This is a genomic window from Corynebacterium sp. HMSC064H12 (assembly GCF_001809925.1).
Taxonomy (GTDB): domain Bacteria; phylum Actinomycetota; class Actinomycetes; order Mycobacteriales; family Mycobacteriaceae; genus Corynebacterium; species Corynebacterium jeikeium_D.
In genome coordinates this window covers 75,992-99,888 of the sequence record NZ_KV799331.1, presented here as the reverse complement: position 1 = coordinate 99,888, position 23,897 = coordinate 75,992, and the positions used below count along the sequence as shown (strand labels likewise).

Below are 23,897 nucleotides of genomic sequence, written 5' to 3'. Positions count from 1 at the left end.
TGAAAGTCAGACACACTTTTTGCTACTTAACCCGCAAAAAGCGCCGCTGAGGATTTCCCTCAGCGGCGCTTTTTAGGCTAACTCAAGCAGTCGGGACCTCTTTTAGAAGCCCATGCCGCCCATCTCGTCGCCACCCGGCATTGCCGGCATAGCCGGTTCCGGCTTGTCAGCGACAACAGCCTCGGTGGTCAGGAACAGAGCCGCAATGGAAGCGGCATTCTGCAGTGCGGAGCGGGTAACCTTCACCGGGTCGTTGATGCCAGCTTCCATCAGGTCGATGTACTCGCCGGTAGCAGCGTTCAGGCCTTCACCCTGCGGCAGGGAAGCAACCTTCTCGGTAACGACGCCGGCCTCGAAACCAGCGTTCAGAGCAATCTGGCGCAGCGGAGCTGCGAGAGCCGCACGCACGATGCGGACACCGGTTGCCTCGTCGCCGGTCAGACCCAGCTCGTCGTCAAGCACGTGCGAGACCTGCAGCAGTGCGGAACCGCCACCTGCGACGATGCCCTCTTCCACAGCAGCCTTTGCGTTACGGACGGCATCCTCAATGCGGTGCTTGCGCTCCTTGAGCTCGACCTCAGTTGCGGCGCCAGCCTTGATAACTGCAACACCGCCGGCGAGCTTAGCCAGGCGCTCCTGCAGCTTCTCCTTGTCGTAGTCGGAGTCGGAGTTCTCGATCTCAGCGCGGATCTGGTTGACGCGGCCCTCGATAGCGGACTGCTCGCCAGCGCCCTCGACGATAGTGGTCTCGTCCTTGGTTACGACCACCTTGCGAGCGCGACCCAGCAGCGGCAGGTCAGCGGTCTCGAGCGACAGGCCGACCTCCTCGGAGATGACCTGGCCATCGGTCAGGATAGCCATGTCCTGCAGCATTGCCTTACGACGGTCGCCGAAGCCCGGAGCCTTGACAGCGACAGACTTGAAGGTACCGCGGATCTTGTTGACGACCAGGGTGGACAGAGCCTCGCCCTCGACGTCCTCAGCAATGATCAGCAGCGGCTTGCCGGACTGCATGACCTTCTCCAGCAGCGGCAGCAGGTCCTTGATGTTGGAAATCTTGCCGGAAACCAGGAGGATGTACGGATCCTCCAGAACGGCCTCCTGGCGCTCCATGTCAGTGGCGAAGTAACCGGAGATGTAGCCCTTGTCGAAGCGCATACCCTCGGTCAGCTCCAGGTCGAGACCAAAGGTGTTGGCCTCTTCCACGGTAATGACGCCTTCCTTGCCGACCTTGTCCATAGCGGTGGCAATCAGCTCACCGATAGCCGGGTCAGCAGCGGAGATACCAGCGGTAGCAGCAATCTGCTCCTTGGTCTCAATGTCCTTAGCGGACTCCAGGAGCTTCTCGGTAACAGCCGTGACAGCCTTCTCGATGCCGCGCTTGATGCCCATCGGGTTGGAGCCAGCAGCAACGTTGCGCAGACCCTCGGAAACCAGAGCCTGAGCCAGAACGGTAGCGGTAGTAGTACCGTCACCAGCGACATCGTCGGTCTTCTTGGCAACTTCCTTGACCAGCTCAGCGCCGATCTTCTCGTAAGGATCCTCAAGTTCGATTTCACGTGCAATGGAGACACCGTCGTTGGTGATCAGCGGTGCGCCCCACTTGCGCTCGAGGACTACGTTGCGACCCTTCGGGCCCAGCGTAACCTTGACAGCGTCTGCCAGGGTGTTCAGACCCGTTTCGAGACCGCGGCGGGCCTCCTCGTCAAATGCAATCATCTTAGCCATGAGGTTTGAAGAATCCTCCGTCTATTTATGTGGCACTTACATTGGAAGTTGACCCAGGCGCCCGCGACGGCATGTGATTCGAGGGAAGCGCCGCCCTCTCCATCACCGGAGTCAACACTGTACTTTTTAACGACTTTGCAACACTTGTTTCAGCCTGCGCTGCAGTATGTGCTGCAGTTTGCTGCAACTCGCATACAACGCACACATACACAAGGTGTGAAGTTGTTTTTATTAGCACTCAATTAGAGCAAGTGCTAATTCACTTTTTTAGCACTCAACCCCATCGAGTGCAAGGTTAAGCGCCGCAACTCCCAACGCCAATACCACTCCCGACGTCACTCCCAACGTCATCATGGTTGTGCGCCTACACTGTCGCACATGAGCATTATTAATAAGGAACTCACGGACGCCCTGCGAGACCACATCTCCAGCCAACGCGAGACCATCCGCACCCAGCTGACCGAGCTGGTGGCTTTCCCTTCCGTACACGGCACCGAAGAAACCAAACAGGCTTGCATTGACGCAGCTCAGGCGGTTACCAAGATGTACGCAGAGCTGGGCATCGAACTGAAGGCGCATCACACCATCGACGGTTCGATTGCACTGTCGGGTTTCATCCCCGGGTCGTCGGAAGGCGCGAAGACCGTACTGCTCTACTCCCATTACGACGTCCAGCCGGCGGGCGACGAATCCGCTTGGACCGCGGATCCGTGGACGCTCGATGAGCGCGACGGTCGCTGGTACGGACGCGGTACTGCCGACTGCAAGGGCAACGTGGTCATGCACCTGGCTGCGCTGCGCGCGCTGCGCGACGACGCTCTTGCGGGCCACGTCGACATGCCAAACATCAAACTCATCGTGGAGGGCTCCGAGGAGCGCGGGTCGGCGGGCCTGAACAACCTCATCGCCACACAGCCAGAGCTTTTCGACGCCGACGTCATCCTCATTGCGGATGTCGGCAATGCCGAGGTTGGCCAGCCGACGCTCGTGACCACTCTGCGCGGCACCGCCGATGTGGAAGTACGCGTCGATGCGCTGGAGCAGCCGGTTCACTCGGGCATGTTCGGCGGCGCAGCCCCGGATGCGCTGGCGGCACTGATTCGCATGCTCGACAGCCTGCGCGATGAAAATGGCTTTACTTCTATTGATGGACTGGACTGCTCGCAGCGGTGGGAGGGCCTGGACTACTCGCCAGAGACTTTCCGCGCTGACGCCGGCGTGCTCAATGGAGTGGGCCTGATTAGCAACGAGGACACTTCCGTCTCCGATCTGACCTGGGCGCGCCCGTCGGTGATTGTGACCGGCATCGACTGCCCACCGGCAACCAATGCTGTCAACGCGATTTCGTCGACCGCCATGGCGCACATTAACTTCCGCATCCCAGGCGGCGTTGATCCGGCTGAGGCGCAGGACGCGCTGGAAAATCACCTGCGCGCACATGCTCCGTGGGGCGTGAAGGTGACGGTCGAACGCGACGAGCTGGCTAACCCGTTCCGGGCCAACGTTGAGGGCAAGGTTGTGCAACTGGTCGCTGACAGCCTGTCGGCCGCCTATGGCAAGGAGACCGCAAGCATGGGCGAGGGCGCCTCAATTCCGCTGTGCGCCACCCTGCTGGACGCCGTACCAGGTGCTGACATCGCGCTTTACGGCGTGGAGGAGCCACAGGCTCGCATCCACTCGGCTGATGAATCGGTCGACCCGAACGAGATTCGCGACATCGCTATTGGCGAGGCGGTTTTCCTGGCCTCTGTCAACGGAATTTAACGGGGACAGCAAAGAATCCACCAAAGATATTGATTGAATGACTTGTGTCACATCTTTTACCTGTAGTAAGGTTCCACCCATGCAGCAGAACATTCTTATTCGAGTAGCGAAGGCTACGAACCCCGGTGGAGGCCGACAGGACTGACCCCTCCACACGGGGTCTCTGGCCGCAACTTCTCAAAGCACTTGGTTGGTCCGCCACTCACAGCAAAAGCAACTAAGCAAAGGACCAGAAAAGAATGTTTCCCACTCGCACCCAGAAGAACATGTCCACTTCGACGACGTTCACGGGCAAGCGCCCTTCGTTGGAGCACCAGGACGACGGCAATGTGCGAACTTATTCCGACGATCCATTTAGGGCTCGATTCGGACATCGCCTGCCTCGAGGCTTAAGGCAAGAAGCTCGTGGCATGAACTGGCAGAAGTTCAAGGACACCTACTCCCCCACGAGCGGCCCGGTTCAGATCAAGAATTTCGAGGCAACCCGCGGCACCCTGGGGCGCTGGAATTTCAACGCTGACTTAACACTGACCGACAAGGACGACCACACCCACACCTTCACCCAGGAGATTACCGCTATGGGGCCGGTGTCGGCTTGCACTAATCTGCTGGCTGATGCAGGTTACCGCGTGGAAATCGTGGAATTCCACCAGTTCGAAATCTTCGAAGCTACCGCTACCTTTGTCTATGCAGGTCACAACAATGACCATGTGTGGACCATGGGCTTCGGCCAGACTCCGGAGGCTTCCGTGCTCTCCGCTTTGGTCTGCGCTGCTAACCGCCTGCATGGGTAGGACGCGGATGCTGCTCGTTTAGTAAACGGGGGGTGTCCCTATGTTTTTGTCAAGTGCCAGACCGATGTTGACGAGCACAGTCTTGGGAGTAGTTTCTTAGGCGTGCCTAGGAGCCGGCCAGCGTGTGCTGGTCGGCTTCGTCTTTGGGGCTTTATGCGGCGACGGGGCGTGGCGGGATTTCGCGGAAGAACTCCTTGTTTTTCAGCATCGCGTAGATGACATTGCATCGGCGTCGTGCCAGGCAGATGACTGCTGCGTTGTGGCGTTTTCCTTCAGCGCGTTTGCGTTCGTAATACCGCCGTGACGGTTCGTGGCTGCGGATAACTGCGAATGCGGAGTAGAACAAGGCGTTTTTCAGTCGTTTATTGCCTGACCGTGCCGGGAATTCACCTCTGATCGACGAACCGGATTGTCTAGTCACGGGTGCTATTCCAGCATAAGCAGCTAAGTGGCCAGCACTAGCGAAGTCGGAGCCATCACCGATCGCAAGAAGGATCTGCGCTGCGGTCTTGATGCCGACTCCGGGCATACTCATCAAGACCTCACAAAGAGGGAAATCAGCGAGCATCTCTTCAACCTGCTCAGCAATGGTGTTTCGTTGCTCTTTGAGGGCCTGGATGTTTGCAGCCAGTTGAGGAATTACTAACTCGGCGGCATCGCTTCCAGGCACGGTGACTGTTTGAGCTTTCAGCGCTGTAAAAATGTCGTCTACCAGCGGGGTGGGGTCTTTACGTGTGCGCTTGATCATCCAGTTCAACACTCGTTGGTATCCGGCTCTTTTTAGCCCCTGCGGTCCCTTGTAATGGATCAATAATTCCAGGATCGGCGTGCGAGTCAGGGTGCTACCAGCAAAAACTCGTTCCAGGCTGGGGTAGATCTGGGTGAGGACACTGCGAAGCCGATTGACAGTGCGAGTGCAATCGCGGGCGATGTCATCATCGAAGCCGGACAGCATCTTTAGGGCGGAGAGTACCTCATCATTGCGGTCGACGGCACGTAGCGTGTGGGGCATTGTGCGGGCGGTGTCGGCGATGATGAATGCGTCGCGTTTGTCTGTTTTTGCACGTCCCGGATAGAGATCTGCAGCTTTGCGCATCGCAAGACCTGGCAGGTATCCGACTTCGCAACCGCAGTCCCGGGCTACAGCAATCGGTAGTGCGCCGATGGTGTTGGGTTGGTCGACGATCACGAGCACGGTGCCAAGCTTCTGAAGCTGGTGAAAAACGCCTGCTAGTTCGGATTCGAGTTGAGGCAACGGTTTGTCGAAGACCTTGTTGCCATCACGGTCTAAGGCGCAGGCGTGGTGTTCAGATTTGCCGACGTCTAACCCAAGGAATATGTCGATGGAATGCTCCGGAGACATGATGAGCTCCTAGAAAACGAGATGGGTATGGCGTTGTTCCAGTCGCTGGTGTCATGACCTTCGTTGCAAGCACCCACGTTACAAAGAGACCTAGTTTAAAACTGGCCGTGTCCCTATCAGCTGTCATCGAAAGTCCTGGCACCCGGCGGCAACACCCCCCCCGGATTATGGAAACTACAGGGCAGGTAAGCCATACCGGGACCAGCGACTATCCCCATTATCGGGGACACTCACAAGGTAACGGGAATGCGACCGGGGAAGCCCAACGCATGTGGGCCTCGAGCATTCGCGTTTTAGCGCTTCAGCCCCGCGATCATGGTCTTCAAGTTGCTGCGCAGGAAATCCTCGTAGGTTCCCGCGACCGTGCCCGGCTTGCCGAGCTCATCGGAGTGCAGTGGCTCGTCGAAGATCGGAATCCCGGCCTCCTTCGAGACGGTCTTCATGGGGCGCGTATCCACGTTCGACTCCACGAACAGGTGCTTCGGGCGCTTGTCCTTCAGCTGGCGCACGAGGTGTCCGATCTGCGCGGGGGAGCCGTTTTCATCCGTGTCGATCTGCCAGATATACAGCTGCTCCATGCCGTAGGTGTCGACCATGTATTGGAAGGCATGTTCACTGGCCACGAGCACACGATCCTCCTTCGGCAGCGCACCGATCTGCTCGCGGTAGTCGGCGTCGATGCTCTCCAGCATGGCCTTGTACTCCGCCCCCTTCTCCTCGATGTGCTCGGCACGCTCGGGCAGGGCCTCGGCCAGCGCCGCGGTCACGTTCTCGGCCATCGCGATGCCGACGGTCGGGTCCAGGAAGGCGTGCGGGTTGATCTCCTGATTGCCCTTTTCGTCCTTGAGGTACTTCGGTTCCACGCCCTTGGTGGCCTCGACCATCTGGGAATCGTCCAGGCCCGCGGTGTTTTTCAGTTTCGCGAGCCAGCCGTGCTCACCGCCCTCGAGGTTCAGCCCGTTGTAGAACAGCAGGTCGGCGTCGCTCGTCGCATCCAGGTCCGCGGGCAGGGGGTCGTAGTCGTGCGGGTCCGTGCCGGTCGGCACGAGGTTATGGACGTCCACCGCCTCGCCGCCGATCTCCTCCACCAGGTCCGCCAGCAGCGTGAAGGTGGTGACGACGTTCAGCTGCTCACCGTCTGCCTTCTCCTCCGTCGAGAAGGTCACGGCCCCGAACACGAGGGCACCGCCCACCAGGAGGGCCAACAGCGCGGCCAGTGGCTTATTGCCCAGCGAGCGAGCAATCAGTCCCTTGCCTGGCGCGAAGAGGAAAGCCAGCAGGAACAGCGCGCTGGCGGTCAGCACGATCGTCACGCCGGAGGACACGTTGTAGCTATAGCTCAGGAACAGCCCCACTACGGAGCTGAGCGCCGAGATCGCCACTGAAAGCCCGATCATCACTCCCAGCCGGTTCGTCAGCAGGTACGCCGCCGACGCCGGAGTGATCAGCAGGGAGACCACCAGGATCACGCCCACCGTCTGCAGGGAAATGACCGTCACCAGCGTGAGCACCACCATCAGCCCGTAGTGGATTGCCCGCACGGGCACGCCAGCCGACTGCGCCATGACGGGGTCGAAGGTGCTGAGCTTGAGCTCCTTGTAAAAGACCAGCGTGAGAATCAGCACGGCAGCGGCAATACCGATCGAGAGGTTGCGGTCGGCGTCCTGAACGGTCAGGACGTTGCCGAAGAGGATCTCCGTCAGATCCGTCGCCGTCTGCGCTTTCGCCATGAGCAGCACGCCGATCGCGAAGAAGGTGGAAAAGACGATGCCGATCGCCGAATCGTTCTTCACAGTGGAGCGTTCGCTGATCAGCCCGATCGCCAGTGTGGCGAGTAGACCCGCGACCACCGCCCCGAGGAAGAGGTTCGTGCCGAGCAGGTAGGAGGCCGCGACCCCCGGTAGTACGGCGTGCGAGATGGCGTCGCCGATCAGGGCCATGCCGCGCAGCACGATGAAGCTGCCGACGATGCCGCAGGCCACGCCCACGATCACCGAGGTGATCAGCGCTTTTTGCAGGTAGCCGTGGCTGAGTAGTGAGTCGAGGAACTCCGCGATCATGCTGTCTCCTCCTGGAGGGCTGCCTGCCGTGGCGTGGGGTGGGCTGGTGCTGACGGCTCGCGGATGACGAGCGCGCCGAAGGCCTTCTGCAGCACGTCGGGGACGAAGACCTCCTCGGTGGGACCCGCCGCGACGAGCTCGCCGTTGAGGACGATGAGGTCGTTGTAGTAGCCGCGCACCGTGTTCATGTCGTGGTGCACGACGACGACGTGCTTGCCCGCGTCCGCCATCTGCCGCAGCAGGGTCACGATCGTCTTCTCGCTGGGGACGTCGATGCCGACGAAGGGCTCGTCCAGGAAGATGTACTCCGCGTCCTGGACGATGGCGCGGGCAAAGAGGACGCGCTGGAACTGTCCGCCCGAGAGTTCGCTGATGTGGCGGTGGCGAAAGTCCCACATGTCGACGTCCTTGAGAGCCTGGGTGGCTGCTTCGCGTTCGGCCTTGCCGGGGCGGTGGAAAAGACCCAGGCGCGGGTAAGTGCCCATCAGGACGGTGTCGAAGACGCTGGTGGGGAAGTTGCGGTCGAGGTCAGAGCGCTGCTCGATATAAGCGATTGCGCGGCGCTGCTCGGCGGGGGCCTTGCCGTCGAGGGTGACGGGGTAGCCGGCAGGGGCGCCGGTGGGGCCTGTGCCGTGGACGTTGTGTTTGTCCAGGATCTGGAGCATCGCCTTCATGAGGGTGGATTTGCCTGAGCCGTTGGGGCCGATGATGCCGTGCATGCCGGGGGAGTCGAGGGTGAAGCTGATGTTCCGAATCGCGGTGTTCGCGCCGTAGCTCACGCTCAAGTTCTGGACGCTAATACTCATGGCAGCCAAGAATAGTGGTCAGTTCAATGAATCACCAAGTTCAATGTATTGACCTTTGGGGTGGGGTGGTGTTGGGGGGCAGTAATGGCACTGATTTGGGGCTTGAGCAGTCAGCCGCTCAAGCCCCAAAAAATGCCCAACTTCCGCCCCCCCCCCACAACTCACCCCCAAATTTTCACTTTCCCAGAAACAATTGACCGTTTTCACACACTCGGTTAACACCGCTTCAAATGCTTAAGTCCCTAAAACGGGGTTGCATGAACTGGCGTGTTCCAATCATTATGGAATAGTGACTTCTCTCCTGTGCATCCTGTTCGTTACGGCAGCGCTTGCACCATGGACGATTAAGTGGCTCGGAACCCGCGGGTTCCTCGTACTCAGCCTCCCGCTGGCAGGCGGTGCCATCTACACCGGCACCCATCTCGTTCGCTTAGCTCTAGACAATGGCAACGGGGAAACTTCCGCACTCACGCAACCCGCCGTCACGCATTTTTCGTGGATGCCCATTATCCACTTGGATGTAAACCTGCGATTAGGTCCTATTGAATCGCTCTTCGGCACGCTGGTTTTGACCATCGGCTTTCTCGTACTGGTGTACTGCTCCGGTTACTTCATCAACCCGCCACTCGGCAAACGTCGCCGCGTAGGTTCCTTCGCAGCCCAAATGATCGCCTTCGCTGCGGCGATGTACGGCCTGGTCATCAGCGACAGCATCATGCTGATGTTCGTCTTCTGGGAAATTACCTCGGTTCTGTCCTTCCTCCTGGTGGGCTACTACGCCGAGCGCGCCTCCTCCCGTCGCGCAGCAGGCCAGGCGCTCCTGGTCACGACGCTGGGTGGCCTCATCATGCTGGTCGGTATCGTTCTGATGGGAGTGACCACCGGTTTCTGGAACTTCTCCGAACTCACCGCGCCTGGCGCTCTGACAGCGGCACAGCTGGACTCCACGGCAGTATCCACGGCCGCAATCCTGCTGGTCGTTGGTGCGCTGTCGAAGTCCGCTATCGCGCCCTTCCACTTCTGGCTACCCGGTGCAATGGCCGCCCCTACCCCGGTTTCTTCCTTCCTGCATTCGGCAGCGATGGTCAAAGCCGGTGTGTTCCTGGTTGCCCGGCTCGCGCCGACCTTCAATGACACCAACGCGTGGCAGCCAATCATCATCCCGCTCGGCCTCTTGACCATGATCATGGCCGGCTGGATGGCCCTGCGCCAGAAGGATCTCAAGCTGATTATGGCGTATGGCACTGTCAGCCAGTTGGGATTCATCATCACAGTCGCGTCGATAGGCACGCGTGCGACGATGCTGGCAGCCCTGGCACTGACGCTCGGCCATGCCATGTTCAAGGCCGCGCTGTTTATGGTCGCGGGCACAATTGACAGGCTGACTGGTACGCGCGATATCCGTGAGCTCTCTGGGCTCGGTAGAAAGTCGCCGCAGTTGCTGGTGATTTCGATTCTCGCCGCTGCATCGATGATGGGTGTGCCGCCGTTCTTCGGCTTCGTCGCCAAGGAAGCGGCGCTCGAGGCCACGCTCAATGCTGATCCGCTGCATGGGATGCCGTCGGTGTTTACCACCATTGGCCTCGTCGTGGGTTCGATTCTGACCGTAGCGTACTCGCTGTACCTGCTGCGCGCCGCGTTTGCGACCAAGTCCAGCACCCACGCCAGCGGCGGTGGCACTTCCCCTGCCGTGGCAGAGATGGATTCCCCGACGTGGGATCAGATTGGCCCGGCTTGGCTGTTGGCGCTGGCAGGTTTGGTTTTCGGCCTGGTTCCCCGCGTCCTCGACTCGATTATCTCGCCCTATCTCACCAGCGCATTCCCGAATACGGAAGCAGAAACGCACCTGGCGCTCTGGCACGGATTCACCCTTCCGCTGGCACTGACGGCCACAATTCTACTCGTGGGTGCCATCATGCATTGGCAGCGTAATCTGGTGCGTCAGCTGCAGTTTGATCAGCCGGCTCTCGGTAGTGCCGATGCGCTTTACGACGGAATCCTGGACTTGGCCCGCCGTCTTTCTCTCCGTGTCACTGCTGCGACCCAGCGTGGTTCCCTCCCGTTGAATGAAGCGGTCATTTTGCTGACCCTCATCGTGCTGTCCATCGGTGCGTTGTTGCTCGGCGAGCGCGATGAGCTGCGAATGGAACTGTGGGACTCTGCTCCGCAGGGTGCAGTTGCGCTCATCATGATTATCGCGGCGCTGGCCGCTACCCGGCAGAAGAACAGGCTTTCCGGGGTCATCCTGGTAGGCGTGACAGGCTACGGCTTGGCCATTATTTTCGCCATGTACGGCGCTCCTGACTTGGCCCTGACGCAGCTGCTGGTCGAGACGGTCTCAATGATTATTTTCGTGTTGGTGTTGCGTACGCTCTCCCCGCGGGCACCGGCATCGAACCCGAGGTGGACACGACACCGTGCATGGCTGGCCATTGCAGTCGGTGTCACGGTTCCCGTGTTGGCCGCCTACGCCATGGGCTCCCGTCGTACTGAGCCAATCTCGGGCGACATTCCGCCGCTGGCGCACGATATTGGACACGGCCAGAATGCAGTCAACGTACTGCTTGTCGACATCCGCGCCTGGGACACCTTCGGTGAAATCACCGTGCTGGTGATGGTGGCTCTGGGGATTACCTCACTGGTCTTCCGCACGCATACCATGCATATGCGTTCAAAGATTAAGCCGCAGCGGAATCGAGCTCGCCGCACCAACCGTTGGTTGAACACTCTCGATGAGTCCGGTGAAGCCGAGCGGTTGCGCTACCCGATCATGGTGCTGGTGGCATCGCGCGTGCTCTTCCCCGCCATGATGGTGGTTTCCTTCTATCTCTTTTTTGCCGGCCATAACGATGTCGGCGGTGGCTTCGCCGGTGGTCTCGTGGCTGCGCTGGCACTGACCATGCGTTATCTCATCGGTGGTCGTCGTGAGTTGGCGGCAACTCTGCCGATTCCTAACGAGATGCTTCTCGGCGGCGGTTTGCTGGTGTCGGCACTCAGCGCGTTGTGGCCACTGTTTGTGGGGTGGGCACCGCTAACTTCTACGTATGGCTCGCGGGAAATTCCGCTGCTCGGAGATGTCACTGTTGTCTCCCCGATGCTCTTTGACCTGGGCGTATACATGATCGTGGTTAGCACGATTGTCTACATCCTGCGCAGTTTGGGCGGTGGCATCGACGCTCAGATAAACCTTCGCGCTGAGCGTGATCGTTCACGTCGTGTGAATCGAGCCGCACTCGGCCAGTCCCGCCAGCTGCGCAGCAAGTTGGCGGCGGCTAAGCCCGCAGGTGTTAAGTCCGCAGGCGCTAATCCCGCAAGCGTTAAACCTGCCGGCACTAAACCCGCAGACTCTGCCAACACAGCCACCTCAGAGGCTTCAGAACCGACAGCCCCAGCTAGGACCGAAGGAAAGGACACACACCCGTGATTCTCAATTTTGTTCTGCTAGCAACTGTCGGCACGCTGATTGCTACAGGGGTGTACCTGTTCCTCGATCGTTCGTTGACCAGGATGCTCATGGGACTGTTGCTGATGGGCAACGGTATCAACCTGCTCATCCTGCTTGGCTCTGGTTCGCCGGGACGGCCACCAATTTGGGATAGGGAATCGCTGGTCAGCGATGCTCAGGCAGACTCACTGCCCCAGGCCTTTATCCTCACCGCAATTGTTATTTCCATGGGCATGACCGCATTCCTGTTGGCTCTGCTCTATCGCCAGCACCGCTACCGCATCGGCGATCACGTGCAAGATGACCACGAGGACCGCAGCCTGGCAATGCGTCGGGCCAGCGACCCATCAGCTGCTCCGGACCACGACAAGTCCGACGATCCCACCACCGGTCGTCCCACAGAGGCCGGCGATAGCTTCGGTCCGGCCAGTTTCGAAAAGCCCGTGACCCCGCCATCAAACTCCCCAGGAGGTGACGACGATGACGACTGAGCAAATAATTCTGGCACTAATTCCGCTGCCTATCATCGTCCCCGCCGCCACCGCCGCAATTGCTCTGCTGCTGGCACGTTTTCCCAAAGCACAGCAGGCGATCGCGCTAATCTCGCTCGGCAGCCTGCTGGGAGTCGCCAGCGCCTTGGTGTATCTCATCTACGCGCACGGCGTCCACACGGTCCAGGTGGGCGGCTGGGACGCACCAATCGGCATCACGCTCGTAGCCGACAACCTCGCAGTGTTGATGATCACCGTCTCTCAGCTGGTCCTCTTTGCCGTGATGTGGTTCGGCATCGGCCAGGGTATTAGCGATGGTGACGAAGATGAGCCGATCTCCGTCTTCGTTCCGACGTACATGCTGCTCAACATGGGCGTCTCCATGGCCTTCCTGGCCGGCGATCTGTTCAACATGTACGTCGGCTTCGAGGTTCTGCTCGTAGCCTCCTACGTGTTGCTCACGCTGGGGGCATCGTCGTCACGCATTCGCGCAGGCGTGTCGTATGTGATGGTCAACATGTTGTCCTCGATGGTGTTCCTGCTGGCGATTGGCCTGGTTTATCAAGCGGTCGGCACGGTGAACTTCGCACACATTTCCCTGCGCATGGAGGACATCCCCGATGGCACCCGCACCGCGATCTTCGCAGTGCTGCTCGTCGCCTTCGCAGTGAAGGCGGCGGTGTTCCCGCTGTCGGCGTGGTTGCCAGACTCCTACCCCACCGCACCGTCGATGGTTACCGCGGTCTTCGCGGGGCTGCTGACGAAGGTGGGTGTCTACGCGATCATCCGCACGCGCAGTGTCGTTTTCCCAGACGGCAGGCTTGACGACGTCCTGATGTGGGCTGGCCTAGCGACAATGCTCATGGGCATTCTCGGTGCCATGGCCCAAAATGACATTAAACGTCTCTTGTCTTTTACGCTGGTATCCCACATCGGATACATGATCTTCGGTATTGCCGTCGGCAATACGCTGGGACTCGGCGGCGCGATTTTCTACATCGTCCACCACATTCTGGTGCAGACGGCATTGTTCCTGGTGGTCGGGCTTATCGAGCGCCAGGCGGGCTCGTCCTCCCTGCGCAGCCTCGGTAGCCTGGCCAAGACGTCGCCGCTGCTGGCGTTGCTATACCTCGTGCCCGCGCTCAACCTCGGTGGTATCCCACCGTTCTCAGGCTTCCTGGGCAAGGTCATGCTCATCGAGGCCGGCGCACAGAACGGATCCGCCACCGCATGGATTCTGGTTGCGGGATCTATCATCACCAGCCTGCTGACCCTCTACACCATGATTCTCGTCTGGTCGAAGGCCTTCTGGCGCGACCGTTCCGACGCCCCCGAGGGCGACACCGTGCTTGCGCAGCCAGCCGCGCTCCGGGAAAGGACTCAGATGGTTGCTATCGCAGAGCGTGACGACGTCGGCAAGATGCCACTCGGCATGGTGATGCCGACGGCCCTGCTGGTGATTGCCTCTGTGGGGGTTACCGTTCTGGCCGGGCCACTGTCCAATGTGGCTACCGAAGCGGCAAGCAACGTCGCGAATGTTGATGAGTACCGCGCAGCGGTCCTCGGTATCGACTCGGCCGATGACAAGGGCCTGGAGCAGCTGGAAAACCCAGGCCGCACCAAGAGCCCATGGAAGTCGGATTCAGCGACCGAACGTGCCACCAGCACGCTGGAAGGAGCAGGTGAAAGCTGATGAGTAAAGCGCGCGCCAAGGTGGCTGCAAAGCGACCACCACGTATTTCAATCCTGCTCTTCTTATTCACAGTGATTATTTGGGTCATGCTGTGGGGCGAGGTGACATTTGCCAATGTGCTTTCGGGAATCCTGGTAGCCACGTTGCTCAACCTCGCCATGCCTATCCCGCCAAACAGCGCGCTGGACATCAACTTCGGTGGCATGGTGCGACTGTTCGGTTCCTGGACAATCGACTTTGTGAAGGCCTCAATCAGTGTCTCCTGGCTGGCCATCCGACGAGCTGATCCACCACCGACGGCCATCATCAAGGTCCCTATGCGCACCAATGACGATATTTCGCTCACGACTGCAATGGCACTGATTAACTTGCAGCCGGGCGGAATCATCGTGGACATCGACAAGCGGGAAAAGACGCTGACCATGCACATTCTCGACGCGTCGTCGACGAGCAAGGTAGCCGAGCAAATCAACCAGCTGACTCGAATCGAGCGTCGGGTTATTCGGGCGTTTGAAAACCGCGATGTCAACGAGCAACCGACCAAGTCGGTGCCAAGTGACAACCAGGTGAGCAGTGACAAGAGCAGCGAAAGGAGTAGCCGATGAACCCGGAAGTTTTTAACACTCTGCTCGGAGTGGCTGCCGCAGGCTATTTCATTGCGGTGATGATTACCCTCGGACACATGATCGCAGGCCCAAACTCGCTGGACCGCCTGGTGGCGCTGGAGTCGACGACTGCAATGCTGCAGGGCATGCTCGCTGCGTTCATGGCCTGGAGCTTGGACACTTCGGTGGTCTACCCAATGCTCATCATTGCGCTGCTCGGTTTCCTGTCTTCGCTGGCGGTCGCCAAGTTCCGTGTTCCGGATGACGGAAAGCAGCCCGCAAAGAGCTCCCGGAAGGGTGCGACGAAAGCAGCCGGAAAGGTCGCCACAAAGAAAACCGCACAGAAAGCGGCGCCTAAGGCAACACCGACAACGGCTCCAAAAACAGCGAAGGGAGAGTCCAAATGATTCTCGTGGCAGACATTATCGCCATCACACTCATTCTCACCGGAATGCTACTGTGCGTTGCAGCGTCCGTGGGATTGATACGCTTCCGCGACACCATCAGTCGGATGCACGCATCCTCCAAGCCACAAACACTGGGGCTAATTTTGACGCTGTCGGGCTCGCTTGTACACGTCGCCACGCACGCGTCAGCTCACACAACTACTAGCAGTGACTTGGCTCTATTGACCCTGATTATCCTGTTTGCTCTGGGAACATCGCCGATTGTTAGTAACCGCGTTGGCCACGAGGCGTTCAAGGAGAGGCTCGTCGACGAGGACAGCCTGGCCCGCGATGACAGCCGAGAATAACGAGAGGACAATGGCCTTAAGTTACTGACTGGGTTTATGACAAAGTGACTAGGTTTATGCACCTCAAAAGTGCTATAAGCCTAGTCACTATTTTTGTCTAGGAACACACCGCTTAACGACGGCTAGTCGTCTACTTGCTCGTGGAAATCTGCAGGCGCTATCGGATGCCCGGCGCGCAGTTCCTGCACCGCAAGATCCACGGCGGCACGCCACGGGGTGTGGCCAATGCGCTCTTCGTTCGCCCGTACGTCGTCCTCGGTAGCCATGGACGGCAGCGCCCCGGCCGCATCCGCCACAGTGCGCTGCCGCTCGTATGCCGCGCCCATTTCCACGATGTTGTTGACGAATTCCAGTTCGGCTCGGCAACCCAGTTCGTCGGCAAGCGGGGCGAGTTGAACCACAAGTTCACGGAGTTCGTCGCGAACCCACCGCTCGTCGGTATCGCGATTGACGATGACCAGCGCGTCCATGCCGTAGCGGGCGGCGCGCCACTTGTTTTCGGCGATGTGCCAGGACTGCAGTGACGGTAGTTCCTCGCCAGCCTCCCACATGCGGTCGTAGTAAACCGTCAGGCAGTGCGTCAATGCCACGATAGCGGCGAGTTCCTGCAGGTTAGAGGTGGCGTCGGCGACACGAATCTCAATGGTGCCGTACTTTGATGCCGGGCGGATGTCCAAGTGCATCGAGCCGGTGTGGTTGATGACGCCGGAGCGGGACTGGTCGTGCATGTAGGACTCCCACTCGGGCCACGTGTAAATCGCCGGCGGCTGACCCGCGGTGGGAAGCTGCTGGTAGAGCAGGCTTCGGTTGGAAGCGTAACCCATATCCTCGCCGTTCCAGGCCGGTGAGGAGGCAGACAGCGCCAACATGTGCGGCAGCTTCGTTGCCAGAGCCTGAATGATCGGCCAAACGCGTTCGGAGTCTTTAATGCCTACGTGGACGTGGACTCCCCAGATAATCATCTGGTTCCCCCACCACTGAGTGCGGTTGATAATTTCGGAGTAGTGCCCCTTGGCACTGACCTGCTGAGCAGTACCGCGGGCGAACGGATGCGAGCCCGATGACCACACATCCACCCCAACGCGGTCAGCGGCGTCGAGAACCATATCCAGCTGGCTTTGGAGCTCCGCTACGGCACCGGGCACGTTCGTGTGCACACCGGTGACGAGCTCTACGGTGTTGGCGAGGAACTCTCGCTGGAGCCCATGTCCGGGATGCTCCGCATCGATGATGTCGAGCACCTCGGCGGCAGCGGGGGCGGTGTCGCGCGTTCGTCGGTCAACGAACGCCACTTCCCATTCCACTCCCAGTGATGGCTGCGCCGATCCGGAAAATTGCTCAGTCATACCGCTATTTTTTCACACTAGGAGTCGTTTTCCTCAGTTGGCTCCGTCCAGGTGACGGTTTTTGCGCAGGAGGCAAGGTCACCGTTGGAATCGACAAGCGCAACTGTGGTGAAACTGTCTTCATCCACCTTGGACGGAACGTTCCAGACATCTGCATTCCGTTTGTCATCGACGTGCACTTCGCCGATGACACCCAACCCTTCGGTTGCGGGGCTGCCGATGCCACTGCAGCCAGATGCACCGCGCGCCTGCACTGTGTACTTGCCCTTATCCAAGGTAGTGAACTGACCTTTTTCGTCGGAAAGGCCCATCCATCCCTTGGCGCTCATGACCTGTACAGTTGCCAGCATTTTCATTGATCCGTCGTCGTTTGTTCGGATGAAGTTATAGGCGCTGACTCGCTCGGTCAGCTTCGGTGCAGCCGGATCTACGCTCACTGGCGCAGTGCTTGTCGACGCGCCTGCGTTCCCGTCCTTGTCGCTGCTGGATTCAACCCCCGAGCAGGACACCAACAGTGTTGCAGCACAACCCAACGCGGTGGCGACAGCAACACGACGACGCTTTACGGCGAACATAAAAACCTCACAGACCTCACTGGCTACTAGCAGAATACTAGTACCCCTTTTTCAGCCGTGATCTGTTTGAGACTGCAAAATATGCAAAAGCCCCGCGTAGGCCATGAAATGTGTGGCTTACGCGGGACTTGGAAAGCTATGGGGCTTCGCACCACGGCGGCAGGTTTTGACGCTTAGGCCGCAAACCTTAGTGAGAGACCAAAGCCTGGTGGGCCGGGAGTCTAGTGAGCCGGGTCAGTGGCGACCACGACGATTCCCGCCGGAGCGTCCCGGAGGCGGTCATCGCGAGGTGCGGCTTCCCAACCGTTGTCATGCGCGATCTGCTCAGCGGCGGCCTTTTCCTCTTCGTTCCTCGGGTCGAAGTAGACGGTGGTCTTCTCCCACACACCCATCTTCTCTTCAGGAGCATTGCCGGTCTCGCCGGCGCCCCAGCCCTGCTCGCCCATCTGCTTGGACAGGTCATCGGCGAGGCCCACGACCTCAGAGTTATTCAGGACACTGACCTTGACAGTCTTGCGGTCAATCTGGGGCGCTTCGTTGGCCTCATCCTGTGCCGGCGGATTCTCAGCGGGAGGAAGCGGTTTGCCTGGCTCATTTGCCGGTGGCGGCGGCGGAACCTCGCCGTCACCATCTCCAACAGCACCATCCTTTGCCGGATCACTGCCGTTGGCCGAGTCAGCAGGCGCACCAGAGTCAACCGGAGCGGATGCCGAGGTGTCATTCTGGCCGGTGTTCTCGGCATCGTCGCCACGTGTGCTGAGTGCATAGGCACCGTAGGCGACCAGGCACACGCCGATAGCGAGCAGCACGATAGCGAGAACGCGCATGTAGCGGCCATCACCGGCACCGTCGCCGATGTCGCCGTCATCAACACCATCAGCAGCTGCGGAATTGCTAGCAGCCCCAGCGCTGGCACCGGTCGAGGCGGCGGTGGCACCAGCAGCAGCTGCACCAGCGGCGGGAGCCGCAGATTTTGGCGCTGTGTGTTGAGCATCCGACGGCTCGGAGTACGCATGGGCGCCGCCAGCGGCGGGAGCCTCCGCGTAATCGCTGTACTCATCGAAGTCGTCGAAGTCGTCATCGAGTCGATGACGGCCCGGACGCGGCGAATTCTGAGGGTTTAGTTGGTCAGACACATCCCACATCCTATATGTTCTGCCGCCGAACCGTGAAGTGAAACTTGAACCTTATGCGTCTTGGTTGTCCCGCACGGCGCGCAGCCGATGAACCAACACGGGTTCGGCCGCTTCGGCTGCCGGAGAATCGAGAAGTCGCGAAAGTACCTGGTGGTAACGGATTGTGTTGTTGCCGAAGTCCTCGGCAAAGCGACGCCGAATTGCCTCCTGCCGCGCACCGGCCATACGCGGCCCACGGCGGGCAACTTTCAGCCATTCCTTCTCAAAATCCAGCATTTTCTGCGCCAAAATGGGCTCAATGCCGCCGGTATCGCCCGCGAGTCCGGGATGCTCGGATGAGTCAGGCCGCAGCTCAGTCTCAGGTTCGTGGCTGCCGCCTATGGGTTTCTTGCTCACCATTTTCCGCACCCCGCTTTCCTTCTCACTCGCCCTGATTTTCTATTCTGCACAACACTGCCTATGCAGATACTTAGCGAAGATACATGGTAAGGCCCAGCCGCCCAGCCTCACCTATGCCCCACCTACAACTGCCTGACACAACTCGGACATCACCAGGCGATTTAGAAAACATGGACGCCGAGTAGAATCAGCGGCATGACTATCCGTCCCATTGTGATTGCCGGAGACCCCGTTCTCCACACTCCTACCCAGCCGGTAACCGAGGACGTCTCCGAGCTGCGCGAGCTCATCGAGGACATGTACGAAACCATGGACCGCGCCCACGGTGTGGGGCTGGCTGCCAACCAGGTGGGTGTCGGCAAGCGTCTGTTCGTCTACAACTGCCCCGATGACGACGACGTCTGGCACCGCGGCTGCGTCATCAATCCGGTGCTGACCACCAGTGAAATCCCGAAGACCATGCCTAACGACGACGGCTCCGATGACGAAGGTTGCCTCTCTGTGCCCGGCCTGTCCTTCCCCACCAACCGTGCGGAGAAGGCTGTTGTCACCGGCCTGGATGAAAACGGCGAAGAGGTCCGCATCGAGGCCACCGGTTTCTTCGCCCGCTGCATGCAGCACGAGGTCGGCCACCTGGATGGGTTCCTCTACACCGATTGCCTCACCGGTCGTTGGAAGCGCATGGCCAAGAAGGAAATCAAGCGCGCCGGTTGGACCGAGGGCGGCCTGACCTGGATGCCGGGCGTGGATCCGGATCCGTTCGGCCACGAGGATTAGATCGTGGCGGATAGGCAATTGGAGTCGTCGGCAAGCGAAAATGCAGCACAGAAGCTACCGATTTCCCGCTGGGGCGTCGGTGAAGTGGCGGTGGGACGTCGTGTCATTGTGCGGCACGCGCTGACCGATGAAGAAGCATTGGCCAGCGGCAAGAAGACTACGGACGTCATTGGGCATGTGCTCAGCATGGATCCGTTCGTCGTGCGTCCGCAGGTTCGTGCTGGCGTGCGTGCCGACGAATCCGTGGCAGCGGTGGACTTTAGCGATAAGCACATTTTGATTGTGAAGGCCCTGCCGGATCATCCGGTGCGCAATTCGGATATTCGCGCCGTGGAAACTGCGACAGCGAAGGCCTTCCCGGGTATCGCGCATGTGGTGGAGTCGGGCTGGCTGCTGCGAGCCGGCGATGGCATTACGGAGCGTTCCAACTCCGCGCTGCCGCTCGAACCCGGAGCCAGCACTCAGCCGGTGCCGTTGGAGAAGATTAAGTCGTTTTACGATTCCCACGATTTGCCGGTGCGGATTGCGATTCCGGATAGAATCGCCAAACCTGCACAGGCGCTGGTCGCGGGGCCGGAGTGGACGGTCGGGCCGGACATTGTGGTTATGACGCGCTCACTCGATGGGGATTTGCCGCCTGCTGAATTGGCAGCTGAATCGCACAGCGCCGTACAGGTGCTTGATGAGCACAGCGCCGTACAGGTGCTCGATGAGCACAGCGTCGAGCTTGCAGACGTGCAGGTGGATATCGCTGATCAACCTGACGACGACTGGCTGGGGCTCTACCATTTCCGCGGTACCACGCTGCCCGAGCATGCACTACAGCTTCTGCGCAATGAAATTGATGGCCGCATGTGCTTCGGACGCCTGCAAGTGCCTGACAACAATGCGCCTGAAGGCATACGCACGGTAGCCATTACGCGCGGCACGCTGACCGAATCGGACGACGGCCGTGTGTGGCTCGGGTTCTCCGCTGTGGAAGTCGCAGCCGATATGCGCCGCCGAGGACTTGGCACCCTACTGGGAATTCACATGATGCACTGGGGCACACAACACGGGGCAGATTCTGCATATCTGCAGGTATTGGGCTCAAATGAGGCTGGCATTGCGCTGTACCGGACACTCGGTTTTACCGAGCACCACCGGCACCGCTACGCGGAGCTGACAGGGGCTTAGGGGCCGGGGGTTACGTTTCGGCCCTGCGCTGCTCGCCCTGATTGCCCTACTTCCCGCGCTTAACCCTTTTAATCCGCTTCAGCTGCTTGCCCTGCTGCTCTTTGCTACCCATGCGATTGCCCATGCGGCGCTGCCCACGCGGCAGCTCGCGCGTCTCCGGCTTTTCCACCACACGGGTGTGGACCGAGAGTTCATGACGACCTCTCCCCAGCGGATCGCGTGAGGCAGCCATTGCAATCCAGCCGGCCAGGCCCGCAGAGACAAACCAACCGGCGACCGGAATCATCGACGGCAGAATCCAGGCATTGCGCACAAAACCATCGCGGGCTGAGACTGGCATCCCGTGTGCACCTTCGATTTTCATGCCCATGGCGTGTTTACCCGGCGACCCGTCGAAGATGGAGTCCCCCGCCACGCGGTAGAGGTAAAAACCACCGGGACCGAGGAAGAGGCTGATCAGCATCACCATTACGCCGCTGTCCGATGTCCCCACGATGCTAGTGAGAACTGCAATGGAGGCAATCAATGCAGTGTAGATGACAGAATCCACCAACAGCGCACCACCACGACGTGCCACTGAGCCATTGGCCAGATTGGGGTCAAAGCCCAGGTGTACTGCCATTTGAGCGGTCAGCGGCGCGACTTTGGGATTAGCACTGAGCTCACCGAAGGAAGACACCCCATAGCTAGCGGGGTACCCGCTTTCATAGCCGACCGGAATGTTTGCTACCGGATATGGCACTTCCTGATACGGCATTGCCGCATCGTACGCCGCATATGCGTCGTGTTCCCGATAAGCGTTCCTGCCACTACTACCCAGGTAATCCGTCGGACTGTACTCGCCGCCGTAACGGCGATCGTCCCAGTTAGCCAACCTCGAAACTCCCTTTCCTACCGGGCTTCCGCCCACCTTGTCCGTTTTTGTCCGCCTATTTTGTCACTGCTTTGTTCAACGCATGAGGCCGCCGTTTCGTTCCCCTTTTACAATCGTTGATATGCGAATCTGTGTCTGGAACGTCAATTCGGCTCGAACTCGCCTCGACCGAATGGTGGAAATGCTGCGCCGGAATGACATTGATGTCCTGGCCGTCCAGGAAACCAAGTGCAAGGACGACCAATTCCCCACCGCTGCTTTTGAAGAGCTGGGATACCAAGTCGCCCACCACGGCCTGAATCAGTGGAATGGCGTTGCCATCATCTCCCGCGTCGGCCTTGAGGACATCCAGGCAGAGTTCCCCGGTCAGCCCGGTTTCAACAAGGACCCCGACGCAACTCCCGCATTGGAGGCCCGCCATATCGCCGCTACCTGCGGTGGCGTGCGCGTCCATAGCCTCTACATCCCGAACGGCCGCGACATCACCGACCCGCACTTCGAGTACAAGCTCGAATTTCTGGAGCGGCTCCGTCAGCACATCATCGCCACGCTTGACGACGACCCGGAGGCCACCTTCATGATGGGCGGCGACTTCAACATTGCCCCGACCGACGGCGATGTCTGGTCAATGGCAGCCTTCGCAGGGAAAACACACGTCACACCGCCTGAACGCGCAGCTTTCTATGCGCTGGAGCAGGCGGGCATGAAGGAAGTAACTCGCCAATTCACCCCAAACCAGTGGACCTACTGGGATTACAAGGCTGGCCGCTTTTTCAAGGATGAGGGCATGCGCATCGACTTCCAGCTCGCCTCCCCCGACCTCGCGGCAAAGGCGTCCGCCGGATTCATCGACATCGAAGAGCGTCAGGGCAAAGGCGCATCCGACCATGCTCCGGTGATTGTGGATTACGAAGTGTAGATAAACGGGCGGAAAAGCGCGTAGGCCTAGTTCCTACTAGGGGGTGTCGCTGGGGCCGTCGTAAAGCGGAGTCTTTGCTGCCAGCCCCTAAAATCAGGGGCAGAAATGGGCGATAAAGCACCCGCACAACACTTATGAGTCTAACTTTTTGTTCAATCTACAAATTTTCACCACAGAAAGTTATTTCGACGATATAAGGTGTTTATTCAGAACATCAATTCATTACGTCGGGAAGGAAGATCATGACTTCTGCACGCTCCCCTCAGCGCACCACTACCCCGGAGCCAGCGAGCGGCTTCCCCACCGCGGATGACTCGACTGAGTCCGATGAATCCCTGCGCGAAAGCGTGCAGAAGATTTCCATCGGCCTGTATGACTTCCTTGCGTCGACTCGCCGCCTCGGTGAGCGCCCGAATGCCAGGATGGACATTTCCCAGTCGGAAATGGAAGTACTGCACTTTATTTCAACCCACCCGGGCTGCGGCGTATCCGACATTGCACGCCTGCGTTTCCTGCGCCCGTCCAACGTTTCGGCAACAGTTCGCCGTCTACTCGACAACGGACTGATTGAACGCGAGAACAATGCAAAGGATCGCCGTGCGCAGAACCTCTATGTCTCCAGCGATGGCGAGACGCTGCTGGAGCAACTTATCGACCACTGGGGTGCGCTGGTGTACGAAATTGTGCGGACAATGTCGCAAAAGGACGTTCGTGCGCTCATTAAGGCACTGCCCTCGCTACTGAAGCTGGCGGAGCACTCGGAAAGCTATGTTGAGGAGCACCAGCGCCGCCAGGAGCCGTTCTAAAAGCGCGCCGCCAAGCCCTTCTTACTAGGTACGATGATGCTTATGGCTATTACTTTGAAGAAGGCAAAAGACGTAAAGACCGCTCCGCTCGTGGCCACTGGCCTCATCGGCGGCTGGCTCACCGCTCGCGAAACAGGCATTCGTCCGCTCGGTGGCGTCATCTTGGGTGCCGCCGGCGCATACGCAGCACGCACCTGGAGCGCAAAGACCGGCGCCCTGGGAGCCGCTGGCCTAGTGGCCGCCTACCTCGGCGCTTTCGGCCTCTCACACCCGCTGGCTAAGAAGATTGGCGCATGGCCGTCTGTCCTGACCGTCACCGCGCTGGCCGCTGGCGCGGCAGCAGTTGCCGACTCCAAGTAAGCAACAAGTAGACAAGCCGCTCTCCC

22 protein-coding genes are annotated in these 23,897 nt (G+C 59.6%); 13 read left to right on the top strand and 9 right to left on the bottom strand.

What is annotated here, in order from left to right:
* Nucleotides 1-102: 102 nt before the first annotated feature.
* Nucleotides 103-1,728, bottom strand: coding sequence for a chaperonin GroEL (gene groL, locus HMPREF2681_RS03270; RefSeq protein WP_038626677.1), 1,626 nt, complete (start codon nt 1,726-1,728; stop codon nt 103-105).
* Nucleotides 1,729-2,106: 378 nt separating this feature from the next.
* Here groL and HMPREF2681_RS03265 point away from each other — a divergent pair, with 378 nt between their 5' ends.
* Nucleotides 2,107-3,492, top strand: coding sequence for a dipeptidase (locus HMPREF2681_RS03265; protein WP_070546061.1), 1,386 nt, complete (start codon nt 2,107-2,109; stop codon nt 3,490-3,492).
* Between the two features lie 239 nt (nt 3,493-3,731).
* Nucleotides 3,732-4,286, top strand: coding sequence for a 2-isopropylmalate synthase (locus HMPREF2681_RS03260; RefSeq protein WP_048731724.1), 555 nt, complete (start codon nt 3,732-3,734; stop codon nt 4,284-4,286).
* A gap of 151 nt (nt 4,287-4,437) precedes the next feature.
* On the opposite strand, the gene HMPREF2681_RS03255 is transcribed toward HMPREF2681_RS03260, so the two are convergent.
* From HMPREF2681_RS03255 to HMPREF2681_RS03245, 3 genes are all read right to left on the bottom strand, one after another.
* Nucleotides 4,438-5,649 carry an IS110 family RNA-guided transposase gene (locus HMPREF2681_RS03255; RefSeq protein WP_070546060.1) on the bottom strand — a complete coding sequence of 404 codons (1,212 nt, stop codon included), beginning with the start codon at nt 5,647-5,649 and terminating at the stop codon, nt 4,438-4,440.
* A gap of 293 nt (nt 5,650-5,942) precedes the next feature.
* Nucleotides 5,943-7,709: a metal ABC transporter solute-binding protein, Zn/Mn family gene (locus tag HMPREF2681_RS03250; protein WP_222865187.1), complete on the bottom strand. Its 1,767-nt coding sequence runs from the start codon at nt 7,707-7,709 to the stop codon at nt 5,943-5,945.
* Nucleotides 7,706-8,515 carry a metal ABC transporter ATP-binding protein gene (locus HMPREF2681_RS03245; protein ID WP_035006260.1) on the bottom strand — a complete coding sequence of 270 codons (810 nt, stop codon included), beginning with the start codon at nt 8,513-8,515 and terminating at the stop codon, nt 7,706-7,708. Before HMPREF2681_RS03245 ends, HMPREF2681_RS03250 begins: the two co-directional genes overlap by 4 nt.
* Nucleotides 8,516-8,801: 286 nt before the next feature.
* On the opposite strand from HMPREF2681_RS03245, the gene HMPREF2681_RS03240 reads away from it, so the two are divergent.
* Genes HMPREF2681_RS03240 through HMPREF2681_RS03215 form a run of 6 tightly spaced genes read left to right on the top strand, consistent with a single transcriptional unit; the run spans nt 8,802 to nt 15,503 of the window.
* Nucleotides 8,802-11,939, top strand: a complete 3,138-nt coding sequence (locus HMPREF2681_RS03240) for a Na+/H+ antiporter subunit A (protein WP_049193803.1) — start codon at nt 8,802-8,804, stop codon at nt 11,937-11,939.
* Entirely contained in the window at nt 11,936-12,451 is a 516-nt protein-coding gene (locus HMPREF2681_RS03235) for a Na(+)/H(+) antiporter subunit C (RefSeq protein ID WP_048760372.1), read from the top strand. The genes HMPREF2681_RS03240 and HMPREF2681_RS03235 overlap by 4 nt, the downstream gene beginning before the upstream one ends.
* Nucleotides 12,441-14,144 (top strand): Na+/H+ antiporter subunit D, encoded by a 1,704-nt coding sequence (locus tag HMPREF2681_RS03230; RefSeq protein WP_049193797.1) that lies wholly within the window; start codon nt 12,441-12,443, stop codon nt 14,142-14,144. Before HMPREF2681_RS03235 ends, HMPREF2681_RS03230 begins: the two co-directional genes overlap by 11 nt.
* Nucleotides 14,144-14,749: a Na+/H+ antiporter subunit E gene (locus HMPREF2681_RS03225; RefSeq protein ID WP_070429375.1), complete on the top strand. Its 606-nt coding sequence runs from the start codon at nt 14,144-14,146 to the stop codon at nt 14,747-14,749. Before HMPREF2681_RS03230 ends, HMPREF2681_RS03225 begins: the two co-directional genes overlap by 1 nt.
* Nucleotides 14,746-15,156 carry a monovalent cation/H+ antiporter complex subunit F gene (locus tag HMPREF2681_RS03220; protein WP_049189490.1) on the top strand — a complete coding sequence of 137 codons (411 nt, stop codon included), beginning with the start codon at nt 14,746-14,748 and terminating at the stop codon, nt 15,154-15,156. The genes HMPREF2681_RS03225 and HMPREF2681_RS03220 overlap by 4 nt, the downstream gene beginning before the upstream one ends.
* Nucleotides 15,153-15,503: a monovalent cation/H(+) antiporter subunit G gene (locus tag HMPREF2681_RS03215; RefSeq protein ID WP_016421509.1), complete on the top strand. Its 351-nt coding sequence runs from the start codon at nt 15,153-15,155 to the stop codon at nt 15,501-15,503. Before HMPREF2681_RS03220 ends, HMPREF2681_RS03215 begins: the two co-directional genes overlap by 4 nt.
* Nucleotides 15,504-15,625: 122 nt before the next feature.
* Here HMPREF2681_RS03215 and HMPREF2681_RS03210 read toward each other — a convergent pair whose 3' ends face one another.
* From HMPREF2681_RS03210 to HMPREF2681_RS03195, 4 genes are all read right to left on the bottom strand, one after another.
* A complete protein-coding gene (locus HMPREF2681_RS03210) occupies nt 15,626-16,849 on the bottom strand; it encodes a glutamate--cysteine ligase (RefSeq protein ID WP_070546059.1) in 1,224 nt (407 codons plus the stop codon).
* A gap of 17 nt (nt 16,850-16,866) precedes the next feature.
* The gene (locus tag HMPREF2681_RS03205; RefSeq protein WP_049169906.1) at nt 16,867-17,424 is read right to left on the bottom strand and encodes a hypothetical protein; all 558 of its coding nucleotides are present in this window, start codon (nt 17,422-17,424) and stop codon (nt 16,867-16,869) included.
* A gap of 221 nt (nt 17,425-17,645) precedes the next feature.
* Nucleotides 17,646-18,569 (bottom strand): LytR C-terminal domain-containing protein, encoded by a 924-nt coding sequence (locus tag HMPREF2681_RS03200; RefSeq protein ID WP_246822699.1) that lies wholly within the window; start codon nt 18,567-18,569, stop codon nt 17,646-17,648.
* Nucleotides 18,570-18,611: 42 nt separating this feature from the next.
* Nucleotides 18,612-18,959, bottom strand: coding sequence for a DUF3263 domain-containing protein (locus HMPREF2681_RS03195; RefSeq protein ID WP_016421513.1), 348 nt, complete (start codon nt 18,957-18,959; stop codon nt 18,612-18,614).
* A 195-nt stretch (nt 18,960-19,154) separates the two neighbouring features.
* Here HMPREF2681_RS03195 and HMPREF2681_RS03190 point away from each other — a divergent pair, with 195 nt between their 5' ends.
* On the top strand, nt 19,155-19,736 hold the full coding sequence (locus HMPREF2681_RS03190; protein ID WP_069358948.1) for a peptide deformylase: 582 nt from the start codon (nt 19,155-19,157) through the stop codon (nt 19,734-19,736).
* A gap of 3 nt (nt 19,737-19,739) precedes the next feature.
* The gene (locus tag HMPREF2681_RS03185; RefSeq protein ID WP_049193790.1) at nt 19,740-20,912 is read left to right on the top strand and encodes an N-acetylglutamate synthase, CG3035 family; all 1,173 of its coding nucleotides are present in this window, start codon (nt 19,740-19,742) and stop codon (nt 20,910-20,912) included.
* Between the two features lie 46 nt (nt 20,913-20,958).
* On the opposite strand, the gene HMPREF2681_RS03180 is transcribed toward HMPREF2681_RS03185, so the two are convergent.
* Entirely contained in the window at nt 20,959-21,786 is an 828-nt protein-coding gene (locus HMPREF2681_RS03180; protein WP_222865185.1) for an RDD family protein, read from the bottom strand.
* A gap of 121 nt (nt 21,787-21,907) precedes the next feature.
* Between HMPREF2681_RS03180 and HMPREF2681_RS03175 the strand changes: the two genes are divergently transcribed.
* The 3 genes from HMPREF2681_RS03175 to HMPREF2681_RS03165 all read left to right on the top strand — a co-directional run bounded on the left by HMPREF2681_RS03175 (nt 21,908) and on the right by HMPREF2681_RS03165 (nt 23,871).
* Nucleotides 21,908-22,705, top strand: coding sequence for an exodeoxyribonuclease III (locus HMPREF2681_RS03175; RefSeq protein WP_038626705.1), 798 nt, complete (start codon nt 21,908-21,910; stop codon nt 22,703-22,705).
* 242 nt (nt 22,706-22,947) lie between these two features.
* The gene (locus tag HMPREF2681_RS03170) at nt 22,948-23,511 is read left to right on the top strand and encodes a MarR family winged helix-turn-helix transcriptional regulator (RefSeq protein ID WP_016421518.1); all 564 of its coding nucleotides are present in this window, start codon (nt 22,948-22,950) and stop codon (nt 23,509-23,511) included.
* 42 nt (nt 23,512-23,553) lie between these two features.
* Nucleotides 23,554-23,871 (top strand): hypothetical protein, encoded by a 318-nt coding sequence (locus tag HMPREF2681_RS03165; protein WP_187403920.1) that lies wholly within the window; start codon nt 23,554-23,556, stop codon nt 23,869-23,871.
* Nucleotides 23,872-23,897: the final 26 nt, after the last annotated feature.